The 17831-nt window shown below is 59.4% G+C and carries 12 protein-coding genes; 8 read left to right on the forward strand and 4 right to left on the reverse strand.

Annotated features, from left to right (window positions below; genetic code table 11):
• Positions 1–36: 36 nt before the first annotated feature.
• The 4 genes from LOC68_RS15440 to LOC68_RS15455 all read right to left on the reverse strand — a co-directional run bounded on the left by LOC68_RS15440 (position 37) and on the right by LOC68_RS15455 (position 5635).
• Positions 37–1398 (reverse strand): flavin-containing monooxygenase, encoded by a 1362-nt coding sequence (locus LOC68_RS15440; protein ID WP_230220353.1) that lies wholly within the window; start codon positions 1396–1398, stop codon positions 37–39.
• Positions 1395–2237 carry an SDR family NAD(P)-dependent oxidoreductase gene (locus LOC68_RS15445; RefSeq protein WP_230220354.1) on the reverse strand — a complete coding sequence of 281 codons (843 nt, stop codon included), beginning with the start codon at positions 2235–2237 and terminating at the stop codon, positions 1395–1397. The genes LOC68_RS15440 and LOC68_RS15445 overlap by 4 nt, the downstream gene beginning before the upstream one ends.
• A 396-nt stretch (positions 2238–2633) precedes the next feature.
• Entirely contained in the window at positions 2634–3659 is a 1026-nt protein-coding gene (locus tag LOC68_RS15450; RefSeq protein WP_230220355.1) for a TlpA family protein disulfide reductase, read from the reverse strand.
• Positions 3660–3745: 86 nt separating this feature from the next.
• The gene (locus LOC68_RS15455) at positions 3746–5635 is read right to left on the reverse strand and encodes a hypothetical protein (protein ID WP_230220356.1); all 1890 of its coding nucleotides are present in this window, start codon (positions 5633–5635) and stop codon (positions 3746–3748) included.
• Positions 5636–5996: 361 nt separating this feature from the next.
• Between LOC68_RS15455 and LOC68_RS15460 the strand changes: the two genes are divergently transcribed.
• The 8 genes from LOC68_RS15460 (at position 5997) to LOC68_RS15495 (ending at position 17692) form a co-directional block, all read left to right on the forward strand.
• A complete protein-coding gene (locus tag LOC68_RS15460; RefSeq protein WP_230220357.1) occupies positions 5997–10895 on the forward strand; it encodes a WD40 repeat domain-containing protein in 4899 nt (1632 codons plus the stop codon).
• Positions 10896–11273: 378 nt separating this feature from the next.
• Entirely contained in the window at positions 11274–12332 is a 1059-nt protein-coding gene (locus LOC68_RS15465; protein ID WP_230220358.1) for a DUF1559 domain-containing protein, read from the forward strand.
• On the forward strand, positions 12322–13008 hold the full coding sequence (locus LOC68_RS15470) for a DUF2306 domain-containing protein (RefSeq protein WP_230220359.1): 687 nt from the start codon (positions 12322–12324) through the stop codon (positions 13006–13008). Before LOC68_RS15465 ends, LOC68_RS15470 begins: the two co-directional genes overlap by 11 nt.
• On the forward strand, positions 13005–14084 hold the full coding sequence (locus LOC68_RS15475; RefSeq protein ID WP_230220361.1) for a DUF1559 domain-containing protein: 1080 nt from the start codon (positions 13005–13007) through the stop codon (positions 14082–14084). Before LOC68_RS15470 ends, LOC68_RS15475 begins: the two co-directional genes overlap by 4 nt.
• A 64-nt stretch (positions 14085–14148) precedes the next feature.
• Entirely contained in the window at positions 14149–15222 is a 1074-nt protein-coding gene (locus LOC68_RS15480; RefSeq protein WP_230220363.1) for a DUF1559 domain-containing protein, read from the forward strand.
• A gap of 210 nt (positions 15223–15432) precedes the next feature.
• The gene (locus LOC68_RS15485) at positions 15433–16413 is read left to right on the forward strand and encodes a DUF1559 domain-containing protein (protein ID WP_230220365.1); all 981 of its coding nucleotides are present in this window, start codon (positions 15433–15435) and stop codon (positions 16411–16413) included.
• Between the two features lie 78 nt (positions 16414–16491).
• Positions 16492–16974, forward strand: a complete 483-nt coding sequence (locus LOC68_RS15490) for a hypothetical protein (protein ID WP_230220367.1) — start codon at positions 16492–16494, stop codon at positions 16972–16974.
• Between the two features lie 16 nt (positions 16975–16990).
• Positions 16991–17692, forward strand: coding sequence for a DUF1643 domain-containing protein (locus LOC68_RS15495; protein ID WP_230220369.1), 702 nt, complete (start codon positions 16991–16993; stop codon positions 17690–17692).
• Positions 17693–17831 lie beyond the last annotated feature (139 nt).

Genomic DNA, 17831 nt, shown 5'->3' on the forward strand with positions numbered 1-17831 from the left:
ATCACGTGCGACAGCGCCTTCTTCCGCTAATGTGAGCTAAGCGGCTCTCGCGGCGTCCGAATCAATGAGCTTTGGCAAGCGCAGCGCTGGATAGCGACGGCCTAGACGACGCTCCTTGCGGATTTCGTCCAAATAGGCGTAGAAGTCGACCTGAATCGTGTGCCGAGGCGAGCTTGCGTAACGCTTTTGCAACTTGCGCGCGTAGTCGTCCATCTCCTGATCCATTACCGCTTGAGCTGGCAAGCCGCTCGCGCCTGCGAGCATTTCGGCCACCCAGAGAGACTGCTCCTCGGCCAGCGGCATAATTGCGCCCCAGGGCTGAATCAGACCGACGAAGAAGAGGTTGTGGTAGTTGGGATGCACCACACGCCGATAAAGACGGACCGAATTGTCGCTCGTATCGAGTAAATCCTGGCGAAGGAAGGGGAACGCAATGTCGTAGCCGGTCGCGTAAATGATCGTATCGACCTGCTCGCGACTGCCATCCGAAAATTCGACGTGGTCGTGGTCCAGACGCGTGAGTTGCGGCTTGATGCTGATCTCACCGTGTCCAAGTTGGTTGAACAAATCGGAAGAGATCGTGGGATGCTCCTCGAGAATCCGATGCTCGGGCTGCGGCAGGCCATATCGTTTCAGCTTGCCGCGTGAAATCCGGAGCGCGGCCTCAAACAATCTTTGAAATACGCGAAACGGCAGATAACGCCACATCCAAGACGGCGCCAGGTGATCCAGCGGCTTGCCCAAAAGATACTTGGGGATGACATGCGCTCCGCGGCGTGTGGAAAGAAACACTCGGTCCGCCGCCCGCGATAGCTCGCAGGCAATATCGCATCCCGAGTTTCCTATGCCGACGACGACCACGCGCTGCCCCTGGTAATCGTCCGGCGTGCGGTATTCGTGCGAGTGCATAACGCGACCGCGAAACTCGCCAGCGAAGTTTGGCCAACGCGGTTTCCAATGATGCCCATTCGCCACGATTACGGCCTGGTACCGCGTTGTGATCGAGGGGGATTCTCCCTGCCGAGTCGTTACCTCCCAGCAGCCATCGACTAGCGGCCGAACGCTCTCAACGCGAGTTCGAAAGCGAATGTTACGGCGAATGTCAAAATGGTCGACGTAGTTTTCAAAGTACCGAAGGATGAGACTGTGGTGCGGGAAGTCGGGATAATCCGCAGGCATCGGGAAGTCGGAGAAGCACATCCGCTGCCGAGACGTGTTGATATGCAACGAGCGATAAGCTGGCGACAATCCACTGTCGTTGTCGTAACGCCACACACCGCCGACGCCCGACCCCAATTCAAAACAGTCGAAGGGAACGCCTTGCTGTTGAAGCGATTTGGCGGCCACGATTCCGGACGAGCCGGCGCCGATCACACAGACTCTCTTGAGAATACTCATGAGCGGGAATCGATTAGTTGTCTCACGGGAGCGAAAATGCGACGCTTGAAGAACTCCGGGCGGCGCAAGCGGTAGAACTGGTCGAACAAACCCGGCCAGACGCGGCGAACGAAGCAAGCCAAGCGTGCAAGCCAGCCGACGAACACCGTCCGCTGATTTCGACGGATCGCACGGATCGTCAAGGACGCCACATATTCAGAGGAGGTGCAGATCCAAGCGGGCGGCTGAGCTTCTCGGTCGGTACTGGACGTCATCGACGAAAAAAGGCCAGTGGCGACAAAGCCAGGGCAGAGCGACGTGACTCCCAATCCGCTCCGCGCGTATTCGGCTCGCAACGCTTCGCTAAAGCCGACCAGGCCAAATTTGGTCAAGTGGTATGCCGTACTTCGATTCGTCGCCAGATGTCCGTACATACTCGAAACATTGACGATGTGCGCTTCGGGTTCGGCAAGCAAATAAGGGAGCAGCAAGCGTGTGAGTTCGACGGGCGCCAACAAGTTAACGCCGAGAATTTGCTGCCACTCATCTTGGGACATCGCGTGCGTCGAGCCGTAGTAGGCGACGCCGGCGTTGTTGATCAAGATGTCGACGCCTTGCCAGTGTCGGATCAGTTGTTGTACGGCTTCCTGGATCTGCTCACGGTCACGCAAGTCGCAGATCAGATGTAACGGCTCAGCGTCGATTCCCAGGGCCTTGGCGTCGAGTTGCTTCAACTCAACCTCGTTGTGGTCAAGCAGGGCAAGATGAACGCCCTCCCGAGCCAATTGCATCGCGATCGAGCGTCCGATCCCGCTTGCCGCGCCGGTGACCAGGGCTCGTTTGCCATGAATACGACGCATCGACTTCACCCCAACCCCACAGAGATGCGAAAACAGTCCCGATTGCGGCGATTGTCGGGCTCAGGAGGTGAATTGATAAGCGAATTTCAGGTTTGGGTAAAGCTTAAATCGCAATCGCCGCCCTAGCTGACCCCGCCGCTGTCAGCTAGCAGAAAAAATAGGGGAAAAGGGGCAGCCGCCGAATCTGCGGGGGACATCTCGCCGTCGCGGTCTTATCGATGTTCTCTAGAATTGGTGACCGCCAGCCAGCACGCTTCGCGCCTCAACGCGGCTGTTCTGAGCGGCGGCAATGGGCTCTCGCTCCACAACGAGGGAAAGACCATGTCTAAGGCTTGTAGCGCGTTTCGAGGATGACGGATCATCCACGGGCCTTATTCGTCATTAGAAGTCGGCTTCCTACTGCGTAGCCGCAATCGCTTTCTGCGCTTCCTGCCCATAATAAGAATCAGGATACCGGCTCACAATTCGCCCCATCTGCCGGCGGAGATCGACGGCCGATTTGGCTCGGGCTCGGCCTTGGTCGTAGAGGTTTTTGGCGAGGACCTCGTCTTGGAAGGCTTTGTCTTCGTCCAGTTTTTCGACCAGCTCGCGGCACGCTTTTCCTTGCGACGTCGATTTGAAATCGTTCGCGAGTTTGCTCGCTTGTTCGTAGCCGGCGATCTGTTCGGGGACCGTTCCGCTGCGGGAGAGTTTGATCTTTTCGATCTGGTTGTTGAGATAGTCGACGATCGCGCTGTTGAATTCGTTGGTCAGCGACTCGTCCAGATTCTTTCGCATCGAGAGCAGCGAACGTTCGTCGAGCTTGCCCCCGAGTTCGGCCGGCCACAAGATTTGTTTCAGGCCTGCCGACTGGTCCGGCTTGATGACCGAGAAGGTTCCCTTCTTGTCCGCTTCGATCTCCCGCGCGATGGCGTAATGCTGCGTGCCGTCGGGGCGTTTGTAATAGGCGCCGGCCTGCATGCGGTTGGTTTGCATGCCGTCTTCAAACATCGAATAGTAGAAGAGTTCGCTCTCGAAACCCATCCGCTGGACGATGGTCGGATCGTCGCCGTGGAAGATGTTCGGACCGATGAGATTCCGTTCTAGCGCGTAGTTTACGCCGCGGGTGTTTTCGTCCGCGTTGATCGCGAACAGCACCACCGGCTTGTCTTGGATCGCTTTGTTGATCTGGGCGAACATCTCGGGCGACCAGACGTTGCACTTGGGGCACCACGACGCATAGACCAGCACGACCGGCGTCTTATCGCCAAGGCTCGCCGCCGAAGGAACGCGACCTTGCCAACGAACCGAAGCGAGTGCCGCATCCAACGAAATCTTCGGCGCCGCCGACGGATTTTGGACGACAATCCCCTGCGCGAAGCCTGTGGAGGCGACCAACAACAGCAGCAACGCGCTGAGGGAAGAAAGAAGATAACGGCGCATAGGATTCTCCGAATCTGGCAGATAAGACCACCTATCCATTGAACCCACTAAAGAGGGGGATGTCAAGGTTGCGAGCTGGGGATTACCTACCGTCCGCCACTCTCCTTGAGGACCGCCTCCGCTTCTTTCACGCGGCGCTGTTTATCCTGCTCGCGCAATGCCTGGATGATCTTGCTGCGGTCGCCGCGGGAGATTGGCAAGGTCACCTCGTCGCCGAGGACGCCGAGCGGAACTTCTTCCATCGGCCAGTCGTCGCTGCGCTGGGTGCCGAAGGGGATATCTTTGTTGCCGATCGCTTGGAGGTTGGCCAGTGGATTGCGTCCCCAGGCGTAGCGGAAGTGGATTGGTTCCGAGACCATCGAACTGGTCAGGACGAGCCGCTTGCGATCGTATTGGACTCGGCCGCGATCGTCTCTTCCTTTCTCGGCATAGGCGACGTCGGCGGGATGGAACTTGCGGTCTGCGCCGGCGATCGCGAAGCCTTCGATCACCCCTTCTTCCGGATCGCCGACCTCGGTATCGAGGTTGAGGAAGAGCGCTCCGTCTTGTTTCTCCATTCCTAACAGCATCGGCGGCTTCCACTCGACTTGTCGCTCGAAGCCGTACTGCGTCGCTAGCGCCCAGCGTGCGATGCGTTCGCCGGCCGGCAACTTCAGCTGCGGATGATACCAGCGGCGGCGCAGGTCGTAGGTGCTCGCGAAGCCGATGTTCTTATCGCCGGCGCTATAGAGGTCGAGAAAGGTCTGGTACTGCGCGGCGCGGATATCAATCCCGGCGTCGAACATCTTCTCGCAATAGTCGTCGCGCGTTTGCGGATAGCCATCGGTGCAAAGCGAGAGAATGCCGAACGGCATTTCCGGATCGCCGAACGCATTGCGCCAGGCGCGGATCATCACCGGAAAAATGTCGCCATACATTTCGCCGCCGGCCGAACCGTCGAACGCGTTGTTGTACCCCTGGTGGAAGATCGCTCCTTTGACCGAAAGTCCGGCCAGCGGCGCGATCATCCCGGCGTAGCAGTGGCCGGGGAAGTTGTGGTTGGCGATTGGGCCCGGCTGCAGATCGCTCGGCGGCTGACGCTTGTCGGCCGGAATCGACTTTCCTTCTTTGGTCTGTCTTTCGATCCACGCGGCGTGCTGCTCGATCCGTTTCTCCAAGTCGGCCTGCGGGTCCCACGCCGCGACCGCATCGTCAAACGACGCAACTTTCGCCTTGGTCGTTGCGCTCTCCATCGCCCGCAGATCGGCAAGCGGCGTCCAGGTTTCGACCGTGGTCCCACCGCGCGACGCATCGATCACGCCGATGGGTACATTGCTTGCCATGTGCACGCGGCGCGCAAAGACGAAGCCGATCGCCGACAGCTCGCGAGCAATCTCCGGCGTACACTGGTCCCAATCTCCCTTGCGAAAATGCCGGCTCGACCAATCGCTCCACTGATGAAGCCGCGCGAAGCCTGGCTGAAGTTCTGGACCTTGGCCATAGGGAACCGTCAGGATGCGGATCTCGGGCAAGTTGGCCGAGATGATTTCAAGGTTGCCGTTTTCGACCTTCGCCAGTTCAAACTCCATGTTGCTCTGTCCGCCAAGCACCCAGACGTCGCCAACCAGGATGTTGTCGAGCACTATCGTCTGGCCGCCGCCGCTGATCGTCATCGACTGCGGCTTGTCGTTTGCGCTGACGGCCGGTAGGGTCACTTTCCACCGGCGATCTTTCCCCGCTTCGGCCGCAGCTTCGCCGCCGGCGAACGCGACAGTGACTTGCTCGCCAGGATTCGCCCAACCCCAAACATGAATCGGCTTGTCGCGCTGCAGCACCATGTTGGCTTGAAAAACATTGCTAACGCACAGTCCTTCGCCGATTGCAGGGACGTCAATCACATCCGCCCGCGGCATCTGCTGCGCATGGCCCAGCGTAGCGAGCAAGTTCAAGAGAGTAGCGACCGCGATCAACAGGCATGAATAGAGGCGAGGTTTCATTGGCGGGCTGGCTCGCAGAAAAGAGGAAGAGGCGGGATTTATCACCTCATCAGCATAGTCCCTCGATTTCGTCGCTTCCATCAACAGTCCCGTCAAACGAAAGCTTTTTACTCCATCCGACAACTGGTATTATGACGAAACCGGCCTAGCCCTCACGGGCTAGCGCCGCTCCCCTCGCTTCCTTCTCTCGCTCTTCGCAATCTAGTTGGGAACCTTGATGAAACTCCCACGCAGATCTTTGGCCGTAACCGTCATCTTGGCGCTAATCGTCGCCGCGGGATGTTCGAAACCAGCGTCGCCGCCGACGCCAAGGACAACGGCTGCGCCTACTGCATCCGCGCCGACGCCGATCGCTTGGAGCGTGAGGCCCGATCCGGGACCAGAACTTCCGCCCGTCACGGCCAGCTATCCGATCACCACCGAGCAAGGCGTTTCGGTTCAGTTTCCGCTCGCCTGGCCGCCGCTCGCTTATCTCGAGTCGCCCGACAAGGCCGAGATGCTAGATCTACGCACCGGCCAGTCGTTAGGGGTCATCCGCCTGCAGGGCAAAGGAATGCCCATTGCACTGCTCAACTTCAGTCCCGATGGCAAACTGATCGCCGAGAAGGTGCTCGAGCCGGGGCCGGAACATGTTCGCTTCTGGTCATTCGAAACGGGTCGCGTCCATGGCGACGTTTGTCCTCCCGCGAGTGGAAATATTCAGTTGTCTCCGCTCAACCAAACCCTCCATTTCGCCGGACCGAAGCGCGTCGTCGGCCTTCGCAAAGGACTAGGCGGGGGCCAGGCGATGGTGATCGACATCGGCAGCTTGACGCAGCCGCGCACGTTTCCGCTCGCCAACCTGGATCCCAAAGCGGTCTTTATCTCGGGCGCGTGGGGCGTATCGCCCGGCGGAAAATATCTAGCGGCCCTGATCGGCCAGGCGCTGGTGGTTCATGACATCGAGTCAGGCCAATGCGTCGGCAAAAAGGAACTCCCCGGCGGCGCCGTCGACAACTTCGTCAACGTCAAGGAGCTCGTCTTCTCCCCCGACGGCAAATATCTCGCCACGTTTGTGAACCCAGCCGGCGGCGGCGCAATCCGTGTGCTCGAGTGGGACTTGACGACCGGCGATCTGACGCAGAATAAGTCGTGGCTCCCCTACAAAGAGAAGTTGAAGTCCGGAGTCACCATCAGCAACTACGCACATCCGCTCGCTTACCTTCCCGATGGCAGCGGCTGGGTGTTGCTCGGTCGCTTGACTTGGCGCCGCGATGCTCCGGCGCCGACGCCGGAGTTCGATGAGCTCGAAAATGACTCGCGTGAGCGGGCGGTACTCGACGAGCATCGCGTCGTCGCTTGGGCCGATATCGGCGGGAAGCGCGTCTTGCAAACGATCACCCGCCCCGGCGCCGAACTCGCCGCGACGGGAACTCCCGCGCCGGTTATCCCAGCGACCTGGTTGGTCAAGCCCGATCCCGCGTCAGCGAACCCGCCCACGAGCGAAACGTCGCTGGCCCTGTTCGGCAAGTTGCCGACGGCGCCCCGCTTTTCGAAACGTCCCAGCAAATTCGCGGCGGCGTCGAGCGGCGGCGATTATGTCCTTTTCGATTTGGAAACCGGCGGTGAAGTGAAGCGAGTCGCGGCGGCCGACGGAAAACCGCTCGCGATTCATGACGTCTCGCCGGACGGGCGCTACCTTGTCGTCGCCCCGGCAAACGCGGATTACAACTGCGAGCTCCAAGTACTCGACCTCGACGCCGGCAAAGTAGCGCTGTTGAAAACGGCGCTCAGCGATAAAGCCGAAGTTTCGCTCGAGTTTCTCAACAACACGCAAGTGATGGCCGCTTACGACGACGCTCGTTCGAATGAGCGGAACTATGTGATTTGGAACATCGATACCGGTAAGCGGGCCAAACACTTTCAGTGGAAAAACTCCGGCGTCTATCTCCGCGACTCTCACCTGGTCAGCCCCGGCGGAAAGCTCGTGCTGGTCGGATCGCAACAAACGCTGACGTTTCGTGAGCTGGAAAGCGGCGCCGAACTTGGCAAGATCGAAAACCTGCAAGCCGAAGATCGCCTGGCGCCGGAGCGCATTTTGGCCGGCGGCTTCACGCTCGACGGGACGAAGCTTTATCTGCTGGCCGATTACTCTTCGCAAACGACGCGGCTGATCACTTGCAATCTAGTGACCAGTCAGGCGACGTTCCGAGATCTTGCGCTGGGGGAAGATCGCCAAGAGGGGACGCTCGATCCAACGCCTTGGCTCCGCAACGAAGCGCCTTGGCTCGTCAGTCGCTACGGCGCCGTGGATGTGAATAGCGCGACGCTCGTGCCGCATCTGGGGCTCAAGAAGGAAGCGTCCCTCTATCCGCTCGGCAGCGATCGTTACTTGCTGGGGCATGTTTACCTCGGCGAGAAAGGGGCCCCGGCCGCGGCGATCACGCCGATCTCGTTGCGCCAACATGTTCCGCCGCAGCTTGCCGCATCGGTCGAAGCGCTGCGACCGCAAGCGGAAGCGCCGAAGTTGGAAACGCCGCCCCCCGCAGCGCCCACGCCCGAACCGCCGAAGGTCGCGGAGATGACGCCCGACAACTCGTTCCTTCCGCCGCGGCGTCCCGGAACGACGACTCCACCCGCCACGACGACGTCGCCGTCCAAGCCCAAGCCGAAAGAGCCTGACGATCCGCAGTGGATCGCGATGGTCGACCCGCGGGCCAACGCACAGCCGCTCGCCCCCTCCCGAAAGTTTCCCGACTTGCCCCGGCACTGCGAGTACTTCTCGTCGCCGTACGTCTCCCCGTTTCTGCTGGTCGTCGATACCGATGCCGACGCGGCCAAGCTGCTCGATCTTGCCAAAGGGACGCTCGTTGGCGCCGAAATTCCGTTCCCCCACCAATCGCAACACGCCACGTTCGATCGGACTGGCGCCTACGTCGCCTACGAAGACCCGGACGGCAAAGTATTGATCTTCGACGTGCAGTCAGGCGCCTCGAAGACGATCGACCTGGGCGTCCGGTACTTTGACGTCGATGCGGTCGAGTTCAGCAGCGATCAGCATTTGATCGTTCATTACAACGGCAAGAATCAACGGCTTGTCGGCGTCTGGAAGCCGGAAGGAGGCGAACCGATTCGGACCTTGGCGTTGTCGTCGCGGGCCGATCGGGGAGATCGAGACGTCGCCATCGCCGTCAGTCCCGGCGGTCGTTACCTCGCGGCGCTCGATGTCGATCGGTTGCGGATTTTCGATCTGACGCAGCGCGGCGTCGACCAGGAGACGCCAGTGCCGTTTCCGCTGGATCGATATGGCTATCGCTTCGACGGCATCGCCTTCTCTCCCGATGGCCGCTACCTGGCTGCGTCGTACGCCCATGGTCAGTTCGATAACTTCGCCATCTGGAGCATGGAGTCCGGCGAATTGCTCGTCTATCGTCCCACGACCCAGAAAAAGTCGCTACTCACAATCACGCACAGCGACAAAGCGGCGAAGTTCGTCTGGCTTCCCGACGGCAAGTCGCTGCTGTTGGACGGTACGATCTTGATTGAAGCGACGACCGGTTGTCCCTATTGGGTGCTCGCGCAGGAAGAAGCCGATACCGTACAGGCATTGACCAGCGGCTTGTTTCTCTATTCCAAAGACGAACGGACGCCCAAAGGAGATTTCATCACGACGCTCAGCGTCGGGCCGATGCCGAAGGAGGCGATCGCCGCCTACGAAGCGGTCCGCAAATCGACGGCCGTCGCGGCGCCGCCGCTGACTAGGACCGAGCGTTATAACATGCCGCCGCCGGCGCCGAAAAAGATCGACGCTCCCACGCCGATCGACGCATTTACCAACCGCTTGCCGACCGGCCCAATCGTCTTGAGCGAAAACGAATTTGGGACCGACTATCCTCCACGGCATCTCGCCGTCTCGGGAGCCGGCGTTTTGGCCGCGCAAATCGAAACGGTGTTCACCAACGAACGTCACGCGATCACCGAAGGTCCGCTCGCCCCCGAAAAGCTTTATGCGTTGGCGACCTACGATATGGCGAGCAATAAAAAACTGGCCCAGATCGACGTCCCCGAACATTCCGAACTGCTCGACATCAGTCCCGACGGCACGCTCTTACTAACCGGCGACAAAATGTCTCTGGCTGGCTTCAGCCGTCTCGACGTCTGGGCGCCGCAGCTCGGCCGACATGCCGTCGGTTGGCGGGCCGTTCCTCTCACCAACGGACGTGACGAGCTGCCAACTTGGGCCGGCTTCGTCGACAAGACGCACGTGCTGGTGCTGGAAGGACATCGGCAAATGACCATGTGGCGCCTTCCCGCGTGCGAGCCGATCTATTCAATCTCGGCCAGCGCCCCGCCCAGCTTCAGCCCCAATCGTCGTCAGTTTCTGAATCTCCATACCGGCACGATTCATGACTCGTTGACCGGTCAGACGATCGGGCAATTGGCCGGCGTCGATCAGCGCGTGATCAGCGCCGCCTACTCGGCCGACGGCCAGACGATCGTCGGCAAGCTTAACGACGATCCGTCGCAGCTGTTGGTGCGGTGGGACGTCCCCTCCGGCGAAATCCAAGATCGTTTGTTCATTCCGGTCAAAACGCACGGCGGCACGCTCGTACCGCTGGGAGACCAAGGAGTCTTTCAGATGAGCAGCAGCTTGGGGAACGATCCAGGGGGCATCCTCATCGATTGGCGTCAAAAGCAGGTTTCGTCCCTCTGGAAAACGCCATCGGTCTTTTGCAGCGGACCGGAAGATCGAATCTACGTGGTGGAGCGCACCGGACACAGTACCGGCTCGAAGCACTACGCTCGCAGTCTCGGAATCGAGAACTTCTCATTTCCGCAACTTGCGCTTCCCGCATACGCCGTCGTCGAACCCGGTTCGAAAGTGGCGCTCGAATTTCAAAGCTTCTTGCCGCAGCCGGAAGAAACGCGCGCCGCCGTCCTCAACAAAATGGTGGCCGCCGGTTTCACGATCGATCCCACAGCGGCCGTAAAGTTCAAGTTCTCGACCACGCGCGAGACGACGATGGTTCCCTCATCCCAACGGGACGTCCAGATGCCGCTCGAAGAAGTTGTCGTCAGCCTGACGCTATTTGACGCAGCGGGAAATCCGGTTTGGGGAAAAGGGACTCGTGGGTCAGAGCGGCTCAAAGGGGTCGACCTTGGCCTGCAAATGGATTCGCTGAAGTGGGCCGAAAATATTCGAATTCCTTCCGCGATGTTTCAGAAGAACTGGACCGACTATTTTCAGCCGCAGGAATGGCCGAAGGGGCCCACGCCGTAACGGCCAGTAAGTCTATTAGCGGCCCGGAGTTTCGCTTGGCCGAAAATGCGCCTGCTAGCGCGCCAAAGTGTGGAACCTAACGGAGAAGTCGGCTACGCTGCCGAGTAGAGCCCAGCTCCAGAGGAGGGCGGAACTACTCCTGGCAATCGAATTCGGCAAGACGCAACGACCGCAACCATTCGTCTCCCTCGTGGAGACGAAGGCATCATTTTATTCATTTACTCGCTCGGCGAGTCGCGCGTGCTTGGTGATCTTCGTGCACCACTTGCGTCCCCGCTGGAATGGATGCTCCTTACATTCCATTCATTTTCATTCGGGACCCCATCCATGAACGCGACTCCACGAAGAGAACCGCCAACAGCGGTTCGCGGCCTTACGTTGCTTGAACTCTTAGTCGTCATCGCTATTTTGATCCTGTTGCTGATGTTGCTGCTGCCTGCCGGAGGTCATTCGATCGAGGCCTCGCGGCGGATGAACTGCAGCAACAATCTGAAACAACTCGCCCTGGCGATTCACAACTATCACGATACGTTCCGCTCTTTTCCGGCGGCGATCGGCGGGACCAAACTGCCGGATGACCCAATGGCGAGCAACGTCGGTCGCTTGAGCGGAATGGTCGACCTGCTGCCGTTTCTCGAGCAGAGAAATCTGCACGATCAGATCCGGCAGCCGTACAGCGATTCCGGGAAGGAGTTTCCTGCGATGGGCCCGGCGCCCTGGATCGCCGATTATCCTCCGTGGAAACTCGAACTCGATTTGCTCCATTGCCGTAGCGCCGAACGCAAGGAGAAAAACGAGCTGGGTCAGACGAACTACGCCTTCTGCATTGGCGACCGGACCCGCAATCTCCATACGTCGCGCGTCGATCTGCCGCAGGACACACGGCGTGGCGTATTTGGCGCCGATCGAACGATCCGCTTCCAAAACATCACCGACGGAACCAGCAATACGATCATGCTGGGGGAAATCGGCAACCGCGAGAAAACATTGATCGTCGGCCAATACGTGACGATGTCCTCCGGCAGACTCTTGGAGAATCCGAGCCGAAGCGCGCAGTTCCGCCTGCGGGACAACTCTCCCTACTACGCCGACAAATTCACCTTGAGCGACTTCGGCCGCGGCGGTCGTTGGGCCGACGGCTCGGCCGGCGATAGCCAATTCAATACGATCCTCCCGCCCAACAGCCCCAGCTGCGTCGTCGCTGCAAAGGAAGCAGGGGACGGCCTCTATTCGCTCAGCGGCTTTCATATCAAAGGGGCGCAAGTCGCGCTGGCGGACGGATCGGTCCGCTTCATCCCCGAGGACATTGACTGCGGCGATCTGACCCTGCCAACGCCGACGCAAGAAGAATTGTCGCAGATCGGTTTCGAGAGTCCTTATGGCGTTTGGGGCGCGCTTGGCACGGCGAATGGAGGGGAAGTAATCGGTGAGTACTGAAACGGCGACTTCGAATCGGAGGCGCCAACTGCATAAGCTTGCGGCGCTAGCGATTGCGCTTCTCCTGGCGAAAGTTCTCCTTTCGATCGTCTGGGAATATCGCCGTTACTTTCCCCCAGACTTCACGTCGAACTTTCTCGCCGGCCGCCAAGATACGTTTGTCGGCTGGTACGCGGTTGCGTTTTACGTCCACTTGTTCGCAGGCCCAGCAGCGCTGCTGCTGGGCGCCTTTCTGCTCTTCAGTGGTCCGCGTTGGCGACAGCACGCGGCCCATCGTTGGGCGGGACGCGCGCAGATGGTCGTCCTCTTTGGCGGACTGCTGCCAAGCGGTCTGGTCATGTCGACGCAGGCCCTGACCGGCGCAATCGCCGGTTGGGGTTTTGCAGCGCTGGCGATCGCCACCGGCGGTTCCGCAGCCGCGGCCCTTTACTATGCGGTGCGCCGTCAGATTCCGGCGCATCGCCACTGGGCCAATCGTTGTCTGCTGCTGTTGATCTCACCGCTGCTATTTCGCGTCGTCAACGGTCTACTCTATACGCTCGATCAAGACACCGATCAGGCGTACCAGATCAACGCGTGGCTCAGCTGGCTATCGCTGCTGGCCGGGTACGAACTTTGGCGGCTCTGGACGGCGCCCCAAAACTCCTCTTCTCTCACCCCCGAGTCGACATCATGAACGTTCTACCTGCAAAGAAACGCCCGCGCGGCTTTACGCTCCTCGAGTTGTTGGTTGTGATCGGGATCATCTGCCTCTTGATTGCGCTGTTGTTGCCGGCGGTGCGCCGGTCTTGCGAAGCGTCGCGGCGGATGGCCTGCACCAACAACATGAAGCGACTCGGCCTGGCGATGCACAACTATGCCGACACGTTCGGCTGCTTTCCGCCGGCGATGGGCGGTACGAATCTGGGAAATGATCCAGAGCAAAGTAACGTTGGGCGATTGAGCGGAATGGTCTGCATTCTTCCCATGCTTGAACAGAACGCGTTATACGAACAAATCACCGCGCCGCTGGACGCCGACGACAAGCTTTACCCCGCTTTGGGGCCGGCCCCCTGGATCGCCGACTATCCACCCTGGAAAATAGAGTTAGACGAACTGACATGCCCCAGCGCCGTTCGCGAAGCGAGCGAACTTGGCCAAACCAACTACGCGTTTTGCATCGGCGATTTGGCTCGTGACGTTCATCAGCCAACCAGGTTGCGCGGGATGTTCGGCGGCAACCTGACGTCCACCTTTAAGGATGCGGTCGACGGAACGAGCAACACGATCCTGCTCGGCGAAATCGGCAACCGGTCGGACAATAGAATCGTCGGCCAATACGCGACGATGGCGCCGGCCGAGATGCTGGATGATCCGAGCAAAAGCCGGCAATTTCGCTCAAAGCGGGACGACGAACGTTATTCCGACGACTTCCCGCTGAGCGAGTTCGGTCGCGGTGGACGCTGGGCCGACGGCTCGGCCGGAGACAGTCAGTTCAACACCATTCTTCCCCCGAACAGCCCGAGCTGTGCCGTTGGCGGAAGGGAAGCCGCTGACGGTCTTTATTCAGCGACCGGCTATCATCCGGGCGGCGTGAACGTCACGCGGTTGGACGGCTCGGTCCGCTTCATCTCCGAACAAATCGACTGCGGCGATCTGACCAAGCCAACCCTCACCGCCGCACAAATGTCTAACCCATTAGTCGGCAGTCCATACGGAGTTTGGGGCGCGCTCGGAACCATCGACGGGGGTGAAGAAGTCGGCGACTATTAGATCGCCGCATGCTTGTTTCTCCATCCTTAAGACTTGCTGCAAACGCAATCGTTGAGCCAGCTGCATGAATGCTTATCGCCGTTCCACCTTCGGCTTCACGCTCGTTCACTTGTTCGTCGTCATTGGCATCATCTGCTTGTTGCTCGCCTTTGTGCTGCCGGCAATTAATCAGGCGCGTGAAGCAGCGCGGCGGATGAGCTGCGAAAACAATATGAAGATTCTTGTATTGGAGCAACACAATTTTCACGACACTTATGGACGCTTTCCCAAGGTGCTCGGCGGCACAAACGGGTCCCTCGATCCTATGCAGAGCAATCTGGGGAGACGAAGCCCATGGGTCGATCTTATTCCCTATATCGAGTCGTCGCCGGTCCCCCATCAAATTGAGAATCCGCTTACGACCGACGTCGCCACGTATCCCGGCGGAGGACCTGCTCCTTGGATTTCCGACTATCCTCCCTGGCAGCTCAATTGGTCCTGGTTTGAATGCCCCGCCGCCACGCGCGAACCAAGCGAACTTGGTCAAACCAACTACGCCTTCTGCATCGGTGATCTGGCCCGCGATATTCACGAACCGAAAAAGTTGCGGGGAGTTTTCGGCGGCGGGCTGACCTGTAATTTTAGAGACGTTACCGACGGAACCAGCAATACGATCCTATTGGGAGAAATCGGTACTCGTTCCGGCCGCGCCGTCGTCGGGCAATATGCGATCAAAGTCTCGGGCAACATTCTCGACAAACCAAGCCTCCACACGCAATTCCGTTCGCCTGGCAAGGGCTGGTTCTACGACGACAAATTCGAATTGAGCGAATATGGCCGCGGCGGGCGCTGGGCTGACGGCTCAGCCGGCGATAGCCAGTTCAATACGATCCTGCCGCCCAACAGTCCCAGCTGCACGGTCGGCGCCAAAGAAGCGGGTGACGGTCTCTACTCAGCCGGCAGTTTTCACCCCGGCGGCGCGAATGTCGCGCTGGCCGATGGGTCGGTCCGGTTTATCACAAGTGACATTGATACCGGCGATCTCACCAAGCCGACGCTAACCGTCGAGCAAATGTCGCAGCCAAACGTCGCCAGTCCGTTTGGAATTTGGGGCGCGCTCGGAACGATCGACGCTGGGGACGAGAGCGGCGACGATTAAGGCGACGCATTTTTCTGGCCGGTTTCTCACGCTGCCATTAGTCTGAAAGGGCGAACAGGGATATTTTCGTTTCGCTAGCAGCAAAGAGGTTCTCCCATGCACGATTCGCAGCGCGGTGCAGAGACGAATCGGACGTCGCGCTTTCGCATTATTGACCTATTGGTCGTCGTTTTCATCGTCCTATTTCTGATAGGCTTAACGCTTCCTTCCATGGGACATTCACGTGCGCAATTTGACCGTGCCCATTGCACCAACAACCTCAAAAACATCCTGCTGGCGACCGCCAACTACGAATCGACCCACGGCGCTCTGCCGATGGCGATGGGAGGAACCGACGTCAACGGCGATCCGCTGCAAAGCAACGCCGGCCGACTGAGCGGCATCGTTGCGATGCTGCCGCAGATCGAACAAACGGCGTTGTACGATCAAATCACCGAGCCGCTCGATGTGGACGGCACGCTCTATCCGCCCCGGGGTCCGGCGCCTTGGATCGCCGCCTATCCTGCCTGGACGACGCAAATCGAGCTTCTGAAATGCCCGAGCGCCGCCGACGGAACGAGCAAATTCGGGCAAACGAACTACGCGCTTTGCATCGGCGACATGGCCCGCGACATTCATCAGCCGACTGTCGCCCGCGGCGCGTTCGCCTGCGGTTTGAGTCAACGCATGTCGAAAATCAAAGATGGCGCGAGCAACACGATCTTTTTCGCCGAAATCGGCTCGCTCGACGGCAAACGAATCAACGGCCAATATGCGATCGAGCAATCGGACAAGTTGCTCGACAATCCTACGCTCTGCTTGAAGCTACGCGACTCTTGGAACAAAGCCTATTACCCAGGCAACACGAAGCTCAGCAAACTGGGGCGCGGCGGCCGTTGGGCGGATGGATCCGCCGGAGACAGTTTGTTCAATACAATTCTCCCGCCCAACAGTCCCAGCTGCGCCATCGACGGCGACGAAGCGGTCGACGGGCTCTATTCGGCCGGCAGCCAGCACAAAGGGGGCGTCAACGTCGGCATGGGGGACGGCTCCGTCAAATTCATCGTCGACTCGATCGACTGCGGCGATCTTTCGCAGCGAACGCTAACTCAACAAGAAATGTCCGGCCACAAGGTCGCCAGTCCGTTCGGCATCTGGGGCGCACTCGGCACGGCGGACGGAGCCGAAAAGATTGGCTTTGGCGAATATTAAACGTCGCGGGCAGCTCCGGTAGGAGGCTCTTCTTCTAAGCGTTAAAATGGCGGGACCTATTTTGGAAGGAGCCTCGTCATGATCTCTGCGCTACTGGTCGTCGCCGCGATCGTCTCGGCCGACGCCGATGCGAAACCGCCGCTGACTGCGAAAGCAAGTCGCGACAACACGCAGATCCGCCTCTTGAGCGAAGAGAAGCGGACGGTGATCGACGTCGAATGCCCAATCGGAATCGACAACGCGATCGTCAAACGAACCGGCGACAAGTGGCCGGAACCGCTGATCGTCCGGTTGCACTTGAAGGGGCTCGAATCGTTCCGGGTTGAGAACTACGCGTGGAACGTCTCCAGCAGCGGAGTGCCGCGCGTCTTGGTTTCCGTTCCAGATGGCGGCACGGTCCAGCTTGGCTTGGCGCACCGCACGACGCCGTTGCGGATCGTCAACAGCGTTCCGAAGATTCCCTTGCAGGACGGGGGCTATTTTGAAGTGACGCTTCCCGACAAGTTGTTCGAGAACAACCCCGCCGAACTGAAGCTGTCGTGGGTCGACTTTTATCGCTAATCAAGGAAGAGCCCTGATGCCCCCGTTTCTCCCGGCCGCCGAACTGAAAAAGACGTACGATATCTTCGGCCACTTCTATACCGTCGCCGTTTCGCCGGACGAAGTCGCTTCGTGCCGCAGCGTGCTGGAGATCATCGACAAGGAATGCACCCCGGGGGACGTCAACATCATCTGCGATCGGCAGCCCGACGCCGTCTTCATCATGATGAACCCCGGCTCGTCGCAGCCGCTGGTCGAAGTGAACAACCATATCGACGCCGACCAGATCGGCGACCTGGCGATCTCGCTCGTCCCGACCAAGCCTGACACCACCCAGTACCAGGTGATGCGGGTGATGCGTCACTGCGGCTGGCGCCACGTCCGCGTGCTGAATCTTTCCGATCTGCGCAGCCCGAAGAGCCCGGTCTTTATCAAAACGTTCGAGCGACTGGAAGCGGATCACGACTACGTCGCCCACTCCATCTTCTCGCCGGCGCGTAAGAAAGAGCTGACGAAGAAGCTCCCCCAAAGCCGCGACACGCCGCTGGTCTTTGCGTGGGGACTCAGCGAAAAACTGAGCCCGCTGATCGAACGTTGTTTGAACGCGATCCCGGCCAAGCAAAACTTCACCGGGCTGTTGGCGGAAGGAACCGAAGATAAATATCGCCACCCGCTGCCGACGCTGCAGCGCGATAAAGAGATCTGGTTCCAGAACATGATCCGGCTCTGCGAAACGTAAAAATAGTAGCCCGAAGCGCAAGCGAGGGAAATGCGTTTGCCAAATGACGAATGAAGAAACCAGAATGACGAAAACGAGAGGTTGTTCGTCATTCGAGCTTCGACATTCGTCATTTCATTGAGACCGCATTTCCCTCGCT

This window comes from Blastopirellula sediminis (assembly GCF_020966755.1).
GTDB lineage: Bacteria > Planctomycetota > Planctomycetia > Pirellulales > Pirellulaceae > Blastopirellula > Blastopirellula sediminis.

What these genes read in the sequence shown, in the direction of transcription:
- LOC68_RS15485 (WP_230220365.1), top strand. Translation starts at nt 15,433, where the DNA reads ATGGGACATTCACGTGCGCAATTTGACCGTGCCCATTGCACCAACAAC.
- LOC68_RS15495 (WP_230220369.1), top strand. Translation starts at nt 16,991, where the DNA reads ATGCCCCCGTTTCTCCCGGCCGCCGAACTGAAAAAGACGTACGATATC.
- LOC68_RS15490 (WP_230220367.1), top strand. Translation starts at nt 16,492, where the DNA reads ATGATCTCTGCGCTACTGGTCGTCGCCGCGATCGTCTCGGCCGACGCC.
- LOC68_RS15440 (WP_230220353.1), bottom strand. Translation starts at nt 1,398, where the DNA reads ATGAGTATTCTCAAGAGAGTCTGTGTGATCGGCGCCGGCTCGTCCGGA.
- LOC68_RS15455 (WP_230220356.1), bottom strand. Translation starts at nt 5,635, where the DNA reads ATGAAACCTCGCCTCTATTCATGCCTGTTGATCGCGGTCGCTACTCTC.
- LOC68_RS15480 (WP_230220363.1), top strand. Translation starts at nt 14,149, where the DNA reads ATGAATGCTTATCGCCGTTCCACCTTCGGCTTCACGCTCGTTCACTTG.
- LOC68_RS15475 (WP_230220361.1), top strand. Translation starts at nt 13,005, where the DNA reads ATGAACGTTCTACCTGCAAAGAAACGCCCGCGCGGCTTTACGCTCCTC.
- LOC68_RS15450 (WP_230220355.1), bottom strand. Translation starts at nt 3,659, where the DNA reads ATGCGCCGTTATCTTCTTTCTTCCCTCAGCGCGTTGCTGCTGTTGTTG.
- LOC68_RS15445 (WP_230220354.1), bottom strand. Translation starts at nt 2,237, where the DNA reads ATGCGTCGTATTCATGGCAAACGAGCCCTGGTCACCGGCGCGGCAAGC.